Source organism: Streptococcus sp. IMAU 99161 (genome assembly GCF_014435245.1).
GTDB classification, from domain to species: Bacteria; Bacillota; Bacilli; order Lactobacillales; family Streptococcaceae; genus Streptococcus; species Streptococcus lactarius.
In genome coordinates, this window is record NZ_JAAPAW010000010.1 from 92,237 (window position 1) to 106,107 (window position 13,871).

General features: G+C 42.8%; 14 protein-coding genes. 4 read left to right on the top strand and 10 right to left on the bottom strand.

Going from position 1 to position 13,871, the window contains the following annotated elements:
- Positions 1-46: 46 nt before the first annotated feature.
- The 4 genes from HA044_RS05560 to HA044_RS05575 form a co-directional block, all read right to left on the bottom strand.
- The gene (locus HA044_RS05560; RefSeq protein WP_187539998.1) at positions 47-784 is read right to left on the bottom strand and encodes a DUF1003 domain-containing protein; all 738 of its coding nucleotides are present in this window, start codon (positions 782-784) and stop codon (positions 47-49) included.
- Between the two features lie 68 nt (positions 785-852).
- Complete coding sequence (gene asnS, locus HA044_RS05565) at positions 853-2,196, bottom strand: asparagine--tRNA ligase (protein WP_222935340.1); 1,344 nt, start codon at positions 2,194-2,196, stop codon at positions 853-855.
- 153 nt (positions 2,197-2,349) lie between these two features.
- A complete protein-coding gene (locus HA044_RS05570; protein WP_187540000.1) occupies positions 2,350-3,528 on the bottom strand; it encodes a pyridoxal phosphate-dependent aminotransferase in 1,179 nt (392 codons plus the stop codon).
- 16 nt (positions 3,529-3,544) lie between these two features.
- Complete coding sequence (locus tag HA044_RS05575; protein ID WP_187540002.1) at positions 3,545-3,991, bottom strand: DUF5590 domain-containing protein; 447 nt, start codon at positions 3,989-3,991, stop codon at positions 3,545-3,547.
- A gap of 257 nt (positions 3,992-4,248) precedes the next feature.
- Between HA044_RS05575 and HA044_RS05580 the strand changes: the two genes are divergently transcribed.
- Positions 4,249-4,695, top strand: coding sequence for a MarR family winged helix-turn-helix transcriptional regulator (locus tag HA044_RS05580; protein ID WP_187540004.1), 447 nt, complete (start codon positions 4,249-4,251; stop codon positions 4,693-4,695).
- 111 nt (positions 4,696-4,806) lie between these two features.
- Here the strand turns inward: HA044_RS05580 and yaaA are convergent, their stop codons facing one another.
- Entirely contained in the window at positions 4,807-5,532 is a 726-nt protein-coding gene (gene yaaA, locus HA044_RS05585; RefSeq protein ID WP_187540005.1) for a peroxide stress protein YaaA, read from the bottom strand.
- Positions 5,533-5,631: 99 nt separating this feature from the next.
- Here yaaA and HA044_RS05590 point away from each other — a divergent pair, with 99 nt between their 5' ends.
- From HA044_RS05590 to HA044_RS05600, 3 genes are all read left to right on the top strand, one after another.
- Positions 5,632-6,099: a DUF1836 domain-containing protein gene (locus HA044_RS05590; protein ID WP_187540007.1), complete on the top strand. Its 468-nt coding sequence runs from the start codon at positions 5,632-5,634 to the stop codon at positions 6,097-6,099.
- On the top strand, positions 6,074-6,721 hold the full coding sequence (locus HA044_RS05595; protein ID WP_187540009.1) for a hemolysin III family protein: 648 nt from the start codon (positions 6,074-6,076) through the stop codon (positions 6,719-6,721). Before HA044_RS05590 ends, HA044_RS05595 begins: the two co-directional genes overlap by 26 nt.
- A 74-nt stretch (positions 6,722-6,795) precedes the next feature.
- On the top strand, positions 6,796-8,073 hold the full coding sequence (locus HA044_RS05600; RefSeq protein ID WP_262407544.1) for a PLP-dependent aminotransferase family protein: 1,278 nt from the start codon (positions 6,796-6,798) through the stop codon (positions 8,071-8,073).
- A 62-nt stretch (positions 8,074-8,135) separates the two neighbouring features.
- Here the strand turns inward: HA044_RS05600 and HA044_RS05605 are convergent, their stop codons facing one another.
- The 5 genes from HA044_RS05605 to HA044_RS05625 form a co-directional block, all read right to left on the bottom strand.
- Positions 8,136-8,384: a hypothetical protein gene (locus HA044_RS05605; protein ID WP_187540012.1), complete on the bottom strand. Its 249-nt coding sequence runs from the start codon at positions 8,382-8,384 to the stop codon at positions 8,136-8,138.
- A gap of 86 nt (positions 8,385-8,470) precedes the next feature.
- Positions 8,471-10,225: an ABC transporter ATP-binding protein gene (locus HA044_RS05610; RefSeq protein WP_187540014.1), complete on the bottom strand. Its 1,755-nt coding sequence runs from the start codon at positions 10,223-10,225 to the stop codon at positions 8,471-8,473.
- A complete protein-coding gene (locus HA044_RS05615; RefSeq protein ID WP_187540015.1) occupies positions 10,206-11,966 on the bottom strand; it encodes an ABC transporter ATP-binding protein in 1,761 nt (586 codons plus the stop codon). Before HA044_RS05615 ends, HA044_RS05610 begins: the two co-directional genes overlap by 20 nt.
- A gap of 1 nt (position 11,967) precedes the next feature.
- Positions 11,968-12,633 (bottom strand): MmcQ/YjbR family DNA-binding protein, encoded by a 666-nt coding sequence (locus tag HA044_RS05620; protein WP_187540016.1) that lies wholly within the window; start codon positions 12,631-12,633, stop codon positions 11,968-11,970.
- Positions 12,634-12,943: 310 nt separating this feature from the next.
- The gene (locus tag HA044_RS05625) at positions 12,944-13,546 is read right to left on the bottom strand and encodes a hypothetical protein (RefSeq protein WP_187540017.1); all 603 of its coding nucleotides are present in this window, start codon (positions 13,544-13,546) and stop codon (positions 12,944-12,946) included.
- Positions 13,547-13,871 lie beyond the last annotated feature (325 nt).

Sequence of the window (13,871 nt, forward strand, 5' to 3'; positions counted from 1 at the left end):
TTCAATAGATATTTTTTGTGTTTCTAAAAGACTTACTTAGAGTTGCCTACATTTTCTCCACCTCCTCTGTTCTTTCTTGATTTATTTCCTGACGCAATTGGATGACTTGATTTGACAGGGATACCAATAATTCCATTTGCAGCTTTTGAATTTCCAGTAAATCCGTCTGGTCTTGTTGCACCATATGGTCAATCTTCGTATGCAATAAGCGGATTTCCCGTTCAGACTCCATATTGACGTTAAAGTCATTTCTCGCTTGCAGGCGGTCATAATCTGCCGCCCGATTTTGGCTCATCATGATCAAAGGAGCTTGAATGGCCGCAATCGTAGACAGGGCTAGATTCAACAAGATGAATGGATAAGGGTCAAAATTCCAGCCAAAAGGATGCACCACGTTAATCAACATCCAAATCCCCATCATCAAGATAAAGGTGATGATAAAAGTCCATGATCCACCAAAACGTGCGACCGAATCCGCCACCCGCTGGCCGAAGGTATAGCTAGCCGTCAAGCGGTCTTCAACGTTAAAGGGAGCCTCCGTCATTGGCAAGACTGCCGTCACCTGTTGCTTGATCGCCTCATTTTTCTCATTCGCCCGATCAATAATCTGAGACAGATAATCCATACAATACTGACTTAAATTCTTGTAGGTAATAAAGTCATCCATCTGACTATCGGGATAAGAAATCTGCAACATGGTTTGAATGGTATGATCCAAGTCAGCAATCAAAGCACCATGAATACAATCATATTCTTTTCCATCAATGATATCTCTTTTCAGCATAAGAATCCCTTTCCTAATCATCTTGTGATATAAAAGTTAAAAACGCCTACCGGCGTTTTTACGTCTTTTTAAGGTTTGATACGGTGCAACATACGTGGGAATGGAATGGCTTCACGGATATGTTTTGTACCAGCCGCGAAAGTAACCATCCGCTCGATACCGATCCCGAAACCACCGTGTGGCACTGTACCGTACTTACGAAGGTCAAGATAGAATTCATACTCTGTACGATCCATGCCAAGTTCTTCCATCTTCGCGACAAGGGCGTCGTAGTCTTCCTCACGCATGGAACCACCGATGATTTCTCCGTAGCCTTCTGGTGCAAGTAAGTCTGCACAAAGCACGCGCTCTGGGTTACCAGGGACTGGTTTCATGTAGAAGGCCTTGATGGCTGCTGGGTAGTTGATCACGAAGGTTGGCACACCAAAGTGGTTTGAAATCCACGTTTCGTGTGGTGAGCCAAAGTCATCTCCATGTTCCAAATGCTCATAATCAGCATCCTCATCACCCTCATGTTCTTGCAAGAGGTCAATAGCTTCATCATATGTGATCCGTTTGAATGGCTCTGCAATGTAGCGTTTCAAGAGCTCTGTATCACGTTCTAAAGCTTCCAAGGCTTGAGGAGCACGGTCGAGAACACCTTGAAGCAAAGCCTTGACATAAGCTTCTTGCAAGTCAAGTGATTCATCATGTGTCAAGTAAGAGTACTCAGCGTCCATCATCCAGAACTCCGTCAAATGACGACGAGTCTTAGATTTTTCAGCACGGAATACTGGACCAAAGTCAAAGACGCGACCAAGGGCCATAGCACCAGCTTCAAGATAAAGCTGACCAGATTGGCTCAAGTAGGCTGGTGTTCCAAAGTAGTCTGTTTCGAAAAGTTCTGTAGAATCTTCTGCAGCATTTCCTGAAAGAATTGGGCTATCAAACTTCATAAAGCCATTCTTGTCGAAGAACTCATAAGTTGCATAGATAATGGCATTACGGATTTGCATGACAGCGACTTGCTTGCGCGAACGCAACCACAAGTGGCGGTTGTCCATCAAGAAATCTGTACCGTGTTCTTTGGGAGTGATTGGGTAGTCTTGCGATTCACCGATGACTTCGATGTCTGTAATATCGAGCTCATAGCCAAATTTAGATCGTTCGTCCTCTTTGACAATCCCTGTAACGTAAACAGACGTTTCTTGGCTCAAGTGTTTGATGGTATCAAATTTTTCAAGCCCCACTTCTTCGCCAAATTTTTCGATAAAGTTTGGTTTGAAAGCTACACCTTGGAAAAAAGCAGTCCCGTCACGCAATTGCAAGAAGGCAATTTTCCCTTTACCTGATTTGTTTGCTACCCAAGCACCGATAGTCACTTCTTGACCGACGTAGTCTTTTACTTCGATGATGGTAATCCGTTTTGTCATAATTCATCTTCCTTTTCTGGTTGTTCTTGTCCAAAGACATCATTACCTTTTATTGTAACACAATTCACCTATATACGCTAGATTCTACCTGCCAAAAATCTTGATTTTTTAACAGAAAAGATTCCCAGAATGCTAACTGAGAATCCTTATTGCTTATTTTTCCATAAAGGCCTTAAGGCGACGTACAGCTTCCTTAAGCGTATCCAAATCGGTCGCATAAGACAAGCGAACATTTTCAGGGGCACCAAAGCCATCTCCCGTTACCAGAGCGACCTCTGCTTCTTCCAAAATCGCTGTAGTAAATTCTGTCACATCCGTGTACCCCTTCATCTCCATGGCCTTCTTGACATTTGGAAAAAGATAGAAGGCACCTTGAGGTTTAATGGCTTCAAAACCAGGCACTTCATTCAAGAGAGGATAAATGGTATTCAGGCGTTCTTCAAAAGCTTTGCGCATAATCTCAATGGAGGATTGGTCTCCTGTCAAGGCCTCAATAGCAGCATATTGAGATACCGTCGTCAAATTAGAAGTGGTCTGACTGATGACCTTGGCCATGGCTCCGATAATTTCAGGATCCCCTACTGCAAAGCCTACCCGCCAACCGGTCATGGCATAAGTTTTAGAAACTCCGTTAATCACGATGGTTTGCTTGCGAATGGCTTCAGAGAGACTAGAAATGGGTGTAAAGGTATTGCCATTATAGACCAAACGGCCATAGATATCGTCTGCCAAAATCAAGATGTCGTGTTCGACAGCCCAGTTACCGATCGCCTCCAATTCTTCTTTGCTGTATATCATTCCTGTTGGATTAGAAGGCGAATTCAGTAAGACCACCTTAGTCTTGTCTGTACGCGCTGCTTCCAGTTGCTCTACAGTGGCTTTGAAGTGATTTTCTTCTGTTGTTTGGAAAGTAACGGGTGTTCCTTCCACCATCTTGACTTGGTCTACATAAGAGACCCAGCAAGGTGTTGGAATGATGACCTCATCACCTGGATTGATAACAGAAGTAAAGAAAGCATAAAGAATAAACTTGGCCCCAGTACCAACCACAACCTCATTCCGGTTCACTGCATAACCATAGAATTGTTTCATATAGTCACTAATGGCATCTTTCAATTCTGGAAGCCCAGAAGCGACCGTATAAAAGCTGGCGCGACCATCCTCGATCGATGCGACTGCTGCTTCTTGAATATTTTTTGGAGTTGCAAAGTCAGGCTGCCCAAGGGTCAAGCTCAAAATATCCCGACCTTCTGCAGCTAGAGCTTTAGCGCGCGCATTTGCGGCCAACGTCACGCTTTCTTCCATTTCCATTACACGATGTGATAATTTCATACCTTCTCCTCAACACTTACAATACACGAATGACTTTTCCAGTCTTAAAATCAATGACATAAAAGGAACTACCAGCCTTTACTTCCCAGATCGCCTTTCCTTGATAGCGACCAAAAGTAACCCGCTCAATGGGATCCTTACTTTTGTCCTTTACAATTGCAGAAGCTTTTTTCTGGCTGATCCCCTTGTTTAATGGGTAAGAATAAACGGCATGATTCTCCTTTGCCACAAGAACCGCCAGCTTTTGGCCTTCTTGATCTTCTCCCATCACTGTCACATAGGAATCCTGGCCATTAAAGACTGACGTATCCTCAATCTGAACCATCGTAGACCGAGATAAAGCCACTTGTTTGGCTTTAGCGATCCGATTAGCTTCCTGGTCCACCGTATGAACGGCCAAAAATAAAACCGAAAAAATCCCTGTTAGCAATAAGAGGCAAATCCCAATAAGATGTTGCCACATGATAAAATGATTCTTTTTTTCTTTCACTCTCACATTATACACCAAAGCCTAGCAGAATTCTATAGATTTTTAAGAAAGATTTATTACTAATATTTCATCCCTTTTACAATATTTTAGTATAAATTTATTTGATAAACAAAGTAAAATTAACAACTGACGCTGATTTGTTTATAGTTATATAAATTTGTTACATTTTTGTAACGAATTTGAAAATAAATTTAAAAGGCATAAATACTATTTATTGATAAAATAGAAGTATGGAAAATTTAAAGAGACTATTCAAAGAAGCAAACGTAGATTTAAAAACCATGATTGTCTTTCACAAGGCAGAGAGATTGATCCGTGCATCTGAGGCGAATATCTTTAAGAAGCACCAGTTGACACCAACCCAATTCTCTGTTTTAGAGACCTTGTACAGCAAAGGCGATCTCCGTATCCAAGATCTGATTGACAGTATTCTTGCGACATCTGGTAATATGACCGTCGTGATCCGTAACATGGTCCGTGATGGTTGGATTACCCGTGAGACTGATCCAGAAGACCGTCGCGCCTATCTGGTATCGATTACTGATGCAGGGCGTAAAAAGATCGAAGAAGCCCTTCCCGATCATATCAAAAACATCCAACGCCTGATGCAGGTTTTTAACACAGGTGAACAGGCTGAATTGCAAGAGCTTTTGAAGAAGTTTAAAACCATTGCCTAAATCACCACTAAAAAGAGCCATATGACTCCAAAATCCTCTATTTTGGAGTTTTGTGGTGAGGCGTTTCCAACAATTAATAAAAAAATTCCTGATCCTGGTCAGGAATTTTTTTTAATCTTTTACAAATACCCACTCTTTTTCTCGTGACAGGTCCTGACGATAAGAAAAACCGGCCACTTCAAGTTTCTTCAAATCTTCTAACTGGTTTATTTCCTGCTTCATCATGGCTGTGACCATGGCCCCACGGGCTTTTTTTGAAATGGTCGAGTGAATTTTAAGCTTACCACCACGATTCTCCATAAATTTAATTTGAATCATGCGTTCACGAATGGCTTTTGAAAAGACCAATTCAAACTCAGATGACAAGAGAGAAAGAATTTGATCCTCTTCTACTACTGCCAGATCATAGCTCTCTTTCCAGATCGTTTTTAAGGACTGACCGGCCGGTTTTAGCTTCATCATAAAGTCCAAACGATGAGGAGCAATTCCTTCATAAGCAGGAATGACACCGTACAAAGCTGTGGTAATTAGCAAATGCTCTGAAAGATAGGTCTGCTCTTTGTCGGATAAGTTTTTTCGCTCCATACTGCGGTACATGAGACCATCAAACAGTTCCAAGGCAGGATAAGACTTGGCGCTTCCATTGACCAAGGCTTCGATCCTTTCCCGCTCGACTTGAGCCCTCTCTTCTGAGATCGCATAAAAGCTAGCTAAATCTTCAAGCGAGAAGTCCCCTAAGCTTTGGAGGATCTGTTTGGTCTGGGGGGATAACGGTTTGGGTACGACCGTGCGCCCTTTTTCATTAAGTTCTTTAGCGGATGGAATTAAAATTTTCATAGGACTATTGTACCATATTTTTGAAAATTCCTTGACAGGAGTTTTTTTTAATGGTATTATCTAGTTATCAAAACTAGATATAAGAAAGGTGAAAATTCTGTGACTACATTTCACTATCCTAGTTGGGAAGAGCTTCCTGATTTGGATCTCTATCTGGATCAAGTATTGCTCTATGTCAATAAGACCTGTGCACCGGTTCTTTCTTCTTCAGACAAAGGCTTAACCGCTGCTATGATCAATAATTATGTCAAACACGGCTATGTCGAAAAACCAGACAAGAAGAAATACCAGCGCCATCAAATCGCTCGCTTGATCGCCATTACGACCCTGAAGACGGTCTTCTCTATCCAAGAGATCGCTTCCACCTTGAATTACCTTCACCAGCAAGCGAACTCAGACCTTCTCTACAATAGTTTTGTCGATTATCTCAATGAGCAAAAAGAACCAATAGCTCCCATTATCCGTGCAGCTTGCCAGACGGTTCAACTTTATCTTGAAACCATCTCTTATATTCAACCAGAAAATTCGGAGGACATCCCTGATGAACTACACCATGAAACTAAGTAAAAAATTATCTTTTGGAGAAGAAATTGCAAATAGTGTAACCCATGCTGTTGGCGCCTTTCTCATGCTGATTCTTCTCCCGATCTCTGCCATCTATAGCTTCGAACAGCACGGCCTTCTCAGTGCTGTTGGAACATCTATTTTTGTGATTAGCCTCTTTTTGATGTTTCTTTCTTCGACAGTCTACCATGCTATGTCCTATGATTCTCCTCAAAAGTATGTGCTTCGCATTATTGATCATTCCATGATCTACATTGCCATTGCTGGTAGCTACACACCGGTTGTCTTGACTTTGATGAATAATTGGGTAGGCTACAGTATTATCCTGATCCAATGGGGGACGACCATCTTTGGGATCCTCTACAAAATCTTTGCTAAAAAGGTCAACGAAAAATTCAGTCTCGCTCTTTACTTAATCATGGGCTGGTTGGTGGTCTTTATCATTCCACCCATCATTCGCCAAACCACTCCGATTTTTTGGGGCCTCATGCTCATGGGTGGTCTTTGCTACACAGTGGGTGCTGGTTTCTATGCTAAGAAAAAACCTTACTTCCACATGATTTGGCACCTCTTTATTCTAGCTGCTTCTGCTCTTCAGTATCTAGCCATTGTTTACTATATGTAACCGAGAGCCACTCTTCGGAGTGGTTTTTTTGTCGGTTTTTCTGTACAATAGAAAAAAACTGTATGGGGACAGTCATGACCAAAACAAGTAAATACAAAGACATCATTCATTATCTAAAAGAAGCCGTTCAAGGGGGGCAACTCGCAACCGGGCAGAAAATCCCGTCCGTTCGCCAGTTGGCTCGTCAGTTTTCTTGTAGCAAGGATACGGTCCAGCGGGCCTTACTGGACTTGACCTACCAACATGTGCTCTATGCCAAACCCCAAAGTGGTTACTATGTCTTGGAGCAAGAGTCGAATCAACATGAAGATCTCCCCATCAAATTAGAGGAGGATCGTAACCAAGCTTTTGAGGACTTCCGGACTTGTATCAATGAGACCTTAATTGGTCGCGAAAATTATCTCTTCAATAACGTTTCCGACCAAGCAGGTCTTCCTGAGGTACGAGCCTCCATTCAAGGCTTACTAGAAGACGAAGGGATCTATACTACAGTCGATCAGATTGTACTGACCACGGGCACGCAACAAGCTCTGAACATCCTCAGTCAGATTGACTTTCCAAATAAGAAATCTCAGATCTTGATTGAACAACCCACCTATCACCGCATGAACCAGTTGCTCTCTGCCCAACAGCTAGCCTACCGGACCATTCAAAGGAATCTAGATGGGATTGATCTAGAAGAGCTAGAAGCCATTTTCAAAAGTGGCCACATCAAATTTTTCTATACAATTCCGCGCTTCCACTATCCGCTTGGCCATAGCTATCTCACAAAGGACAAGGAAGCGATTCTAGCCCTAGCGGAGCGTTACGACGTCTATATCGTAGAAGATGACTATCTAGGAGATCTGGATGGGCACAATGCGCCTTCCTTTCATTATCTAGATCGGCACAATCGAGTGATCTATATCAAGTCTTTTTCAACCAACCTCTTCTCGGCCCTTCGGATCACTTCTATGATTCTACCCAAGAACCTTGTAAATCCAGTCTTGAGCTATAAAACCATTCTGGACTACGATAGTAACCTCATCATGCAAAAGGCCTTAAGCCTCTATATCGAAAATGGCATGTATCTGACCAATAAAAAAAGACTCCTTGCGAGACGAAAAAAGGAAGAAGAGACGCTTCAGGCCCTACTGGCTGATTCCTCCCTTCTTCCTCATCTCACACTGATTCATGACGGGGTCTTGCTGGATCTCAGTCAGGTCAAATCCTTAGCAACCCTAAAGCATGGTGGCCTTCCACTTGACTTCTTTGAAGAGGCCTATATTGGTGCTTGTCCCTACCAACTTGCCAAAATCCCAGCAGCAGCCGTCGCCACAGTCTTACCAGAACTGACGAGCTATTTTGAATAGGAAAGAGAGTGGGACAGAAATCGAATTCTAACGAATGACCGATTTCTGTCCCACTCTCTCTTTTATTTCTTCAACTGTTGATAAACCACTCTTGCATTTTGAATGCCAATATGATAGTCCAGACGAATTAAGCGAATCGCTTCGATCTCTGGTTCCTTGAGATACTTTTCTTTTTGTTCTTTGGAAATGCTACCCGGTTGAAGGAGGAAATGGGTTAGTTGATTCCTTACCTTATTGAGCTCCACTTGAAGGGTGAAATAGAGTCCAAACAAGATAATCACAACTCCCATGAGGATAAAATCATTTGACATATACGTTGCTCCCTTTTCTTCTTTTCTCTATTTTACTGCGAATAGATCAAAATTACAAGGTTAAATTTGGAATGAACACCCATCCTTTACTGCATCATACCAGCTTGCAGGTCATACATTTTCTTATAAGTTCCCTCAAGAGCAATGAGCTCCTCATGGCTTCCCGATTCGATGATTTTTCCTTTATCAAGCACATAAATACAGTTGGCATCTTGGATGGTGGAAAGGCGGTGGGCGATAGCAATGGTCGTCCGTCCTTGTCGCATCTTCTTCAGAGAGCTTTGAATCATCTCTTCGGTTTCTTGGTCAATATTGGCAGTAGCCTCATCGAGAATCAAAATCTTCGGTTTGACAGCAATCGTCCGGGCAAAGGCAAGAAGTTGGCGTTGCCCAGTAGACAAGGTCGAACCACGTTCTGTCACAGGATGGTCATAAGCTCCTGGAAGACTTTCAATGAACTCTGCCACATCCACAAATTCTGTAGCTTGATGAATTTCCTCATCTGTCAATTCTTGATGATACATGCGGATATTTGAAGCAATGGTTCCATGGTAGAGAAAGGGCTCTTGTAGAACCAGACCGATGGATTTTCGCAAGGCTTCTTGACTATAGTCCTTGATATCATTTCCATCAATCAAGATCCGACCACGATCAAATTCATAAAAGCGCATAAAGAGATTGATGATAGAGGATTTCCCAGAACCGGTATGACCAACAAAGGCAATGGTTTCGCCATTTTTGACCTCAAAAGAAATATCTTTTAGAACATCTCTTTTGCCATCGTATGAAAAGGAAACGTGCTCAAAGCGAATATCTCCTCGCTCAATTTCGTTTAGATAGCCAGCTTGCTTGGGTTCGTAGTCTGTTCGATCCATCATCTCAAAGACACGCGCTGCAGAGACTGTTGACGTCTGCAAGGTAGCGAAATTCTGAGTGACATCAATCAAGGGTTGAAAGAGCTGGTTGACATACTGGATAAAGGCATAGATCAAGCCTGCTGTAAAGCCTGAATTGCGCCAATTGAGTCCAAAGAAGGTCAGAATAACGGCATAAGCAAGGACCTGTAAGAGCGACATAGCTGGCCTTAAAAAGATGGAATTGACATCCACGGAGCGATTGGCATAAGACAAATGTTCGCCATTGATTTTCTCAAACTCTTGGGTCAGGCGCTTCTCTTGACGAAAGGCCTGCACGATCCGCATGCCTTCAATAGACTCAGCTAATTTCACATTGATATCCGATAATTTTTGCCGGGTCATTTTGACCAAACGATTGGAAAACTTACGATAGAGCTTGATTGAAATCCAAATGATCGGCAGAAACGGCAGGATCCAAATGGTCAAATGCCAGTCCAAACTAAACATGGTTACTAGAGTCACTAGAAAAAGCAAGAGGGAAGAAACCAAACTTGAAAAGACGGTAGAAAACATATCTGCCACTGCCTGGGTATCATTGGTCACGCGCGAAACAATGGAACCTGCTGCTGTCTGGTCATAAAAAGACATGCCAAGGCCTTGGAGGTTTCGGAAAATGTCCAAGCGAATGTCTCTGACGATGGAATTGGACACGCGCGCAAAGCTTAATTGACTCAGATAAGTCGCAAACACCCTGGCGACAAATAAGGCATAATAGAGTGCTAAAAACTGAAGCGCTGTTAGGACGGGAATCTGTGCCACTTTTGGATCCACCAGATTGTCTATAAACCAGCGTGCCGCAAGAGGGATAGCTGTTAAGAAAAGGCTGGTTAAGAAGGTAAAGGCCAAGGCCAGTGCAGTCAGCCATTTGTAGCGCCACATATAAGCCAAGAGTCGCTTCATGACACTAGCTTCTGATAGTTTCATTTAGCTTTCCCTCCATTTCTTGAGATAATTGTTGGGCTTGGTAGGTTTCATAGTACCAACCTTTTTCTGCCATCAAGCTTTCGTGGTTGCCTCGTTCTTTGATTTGCCCATTTTCCATCACGAGTATCAAATCTGCATGAACAACAGCCGATAAGCGATGGGCTGTTAGAATCGTCGTTTTACCTGTCTGGTTTTGTTTCATATTTTCAATGATCTGATGCTCGGTCTTGGCATCCACTGCTGATAAGGAATCATCCAAAATCAAGATCTCCGGATCCATAACCAAGGCCCGGCTCATAGCAATCCGCTGTTTTTGTCCTCCTGAGAGAGAAACACCTCTCTCACCAATCAAGGTCTCTAGCTGATCTGGCATAGCTAAAATATCCTCGTAGACATCACAGATCTTTAAAGCCTCTACCAGTGCTTCTTCTGAAAGTTTAGGATCAGAAAAAGCTACATTCTCACGAATGGTCATCGCAAATAGAATCTGGTCTTGCGGGACATAGCCGATCAGGCCACGCAAATCCTTTAAACGATAGTCTTTGAGAGAGACTCCATTGAGAAAGATCGTGCCTTTCTCCAGGTCGTGTTCCCTTAGTAAGAGGCGCAACAAGGTCGTTTTACCAGAACCAGTAGGTCCCACAATCCCAAGAGTTTGCCCCTTCTCTAGACGAAAATGAATATGAGACAGAACCGGCTCATCCTCATAAGCAAAGGATTGAATCTGATATTCCAGGTCTCCGTTTTGAATTTCAGTAACAGGCTGAGCTGGGTCCTTGATATCCGCCGATTCTGCTAGTAGCTTTTCAATACGGTCATAAGATACACTGGCGCGCTGACTGATATTAAACAAAAAGCCCATGGCTTGAAGAGGCCACACTAGCATATTGAGATAAGTGATAAAGGTTACAATTTGCCCAACGCTCAGGGACCCTTCTTGGACAAATAACCCTCCAAAGTAGAGTGTGACCACATAAGACAACCCAACAAATAGAAGCGTCGTTGGATCAAATAAGGCATTATAACTGGCTGATCGCATATTCTTGCCGAAAACCATTTGATTAGTCTTTTCAAAAGCCTGAATTTCATCTGTCTGAAATCCGAAGGATTTGGTCACCTTGACGCCAGAAACTGATTCCTGAACAAAATTGTTTAAGTCCGAAAAAGCTTCTTGTGCTTCTTTAAAGGCCTGGTGATTTTTGCGACCGATCGCAGAAGTCACAACCACCATGAAAGGTAGGGGCAAAATCGCCAGTAAGGTCAAGCGCCAATCAATCATGAAAAACATGCTCACCAGGGTGACAAAGGCTGTCACAGAAGCGTCAACAGCAGACATGACTCCGCCACCTGCATACATGGTTACCGCATTGATATCATTGGTCGCATGGGCCATGAGATCTCCTGTCCGATAACGTTGGTAAAAAGAAGGCGACATGAGCGTGAATTGTTTAAACAATCGGTAGCGCAAGATCCGCGCCAACTTATTAGCTGTCCCAAAAATATAGCGCCGCCAGATAAAACGAAGAGCATACATAGCAAGGGCCGCAACTACCAAGAGCGAAATATCCAGAGCCAATTGCCCCATCGTCAGCCTTTTTTTATCAATCCGGTCAATCACGACCCCCATGATTCTGGGAGGGATCAGATTAAAAAAACTAACCAGGATTAAGGATAAAATACCAATCAGATAGTGTTTCTTTTCTAATCTAAAAAACCAGGATAGTTTGTGTAACAATTTCATTTTAAGTTCCTTTTTTCGTAAGTTGCCAACTGGTATCCACTAGAGCAAATAGCTCTTCATCGGTAAGTGAATCGTCTAGCGGAATGCTCACCCAATACTTCTTATTCATATGAAAAGCCGGATAAATCCCCTTCTCATGTATTAAATCCGCAGCTTGATTAGCCTTAACATTTAAAACTTCAATTTTCCCAGACTTGCCAGTATCCAATTTCTTCCAATCAATGGTCATAAAAACCCCATACCACTTAAGCGTCTTCCGGTGCCGAATAGCTCCTGAATTGGGAGAACGATCCCAAAGATACTCAATGGATCCTTGATAGCGCTGGGAAATATAAGCCATCAACCGTTTTGCTTGAGGATAGAGAAAATCTTCCACCTCGAAACAGGACTGCCGAATGGCTGCCAGGGTTTCCTGACAAGCTTGGCGAACTTGGCCGACAAAATTTCCTTGGAGTTGTTCCAAATGAATCTGGATGTATTCATCCCCCGTATCCTGATCATAAACTTTAAAGGAAATCTCCTGGTTCTTGATCCAGAACTTCAGCAAAAAGCTATCCTCTAACAGCGAACACTGGTAGATGTATCCCGTATCCGTCTTTCTAAACCCATAAGCCAGCCCTTTTTCAGGCTGAAAGGTATAGCGGTCAAAATAATGCTCTAAAAACATCTTATCTTCCCTTCTATGGCTACCAACGAGAAAGAGAGTGGGACAGAAATCGGTCATTCGTTAGAATTCGATTTCGTCATCCCACCTCCGCACAGTTGAGTAGGGCTATAAAAGCTGATGAAATCAGCGTAGTAGAGCCCACTCAACCACTGCGTCTTGCACGACAATCCAAAGACAATTGAGAGGCTAGGACTTTTGTCCCAGCCTCTTTATATCAACTAGCACCCGTTTCTCATGACAGACTGTTTTGACTAAACTGTAACACTCAGACTAGTCCCTAAAAGGACCCCTAGATTCCTTGATTACATCATTAGTACAAGGGAATGCTAATGGTCACTTTGGCAGTCCCATTATCAACATGCGCTTTTGAAATAGTATAGACTGCTTGAGGGAGCTGGAGGATCACGTTGTCATCCGTCACCGTTAAACCGGCTCCGTTTTGGCCCTCCTTCTCTTTTAAATAGTTGAGAACCAAAGATTTTGGAATCGGTAATTTTCCTAATTTAGCACCTGTAAGGTGGCTGGTTAAGACATTGTTTTCAACCTGTGTCGTCATCGTCAAATCCAAATAACTATCAACCGGCCCTAAAGAAACAGGAATTTTGACATGAAGATCATTGCCATTCATCTCAAGGGCCATCTTTTGATAATCTGAATGTTCAAGTGCATCGCCAGCACTAGTTTTCACGATTTGACTGAGCTGCACAGAATTCAAACTCAGCTCAGTTGATAATCCTTCTGTGGTCACGGATCCATTTGAGGCAGCATTTTTAGCCAGGTCTACTAGGGAGCTACCGGCTTGTACATTTCTCAGTTGTTCTCCTTCAGGAATAGAACCTGGTACCAATAAAACTACTAAGAAGATAAAAAGAAGAAGAAAAATTCCAAACAATCGTTTGATCCACTTAAACATGACGGCCTCCAAGACGTGTAAATTGTATGTCTATTGTACCCTAAATCTCTTGAAAATGCGACTAAGGAGTGTTTGACAAAAGCAAAAGAGAGCGTGGACAGAAATCGGTCATTCGTTAGAATTCGATTTCGTCGTCCCACCTCCGCACAGTTGAGTAGGGCTGTAAAGCTGATAAAATCAGCGTAGTAGAGCCTACTCAACCACTGCGTCTTTCTCGACAATCCAAAGACAATTGAGAGGCTAGGACTTTTGATATACTCCCCTTATAGTGGACAGTGAAAAAACAAAAATTCACTAGAAACGATAAGGGGAGTTTTCGTATGTC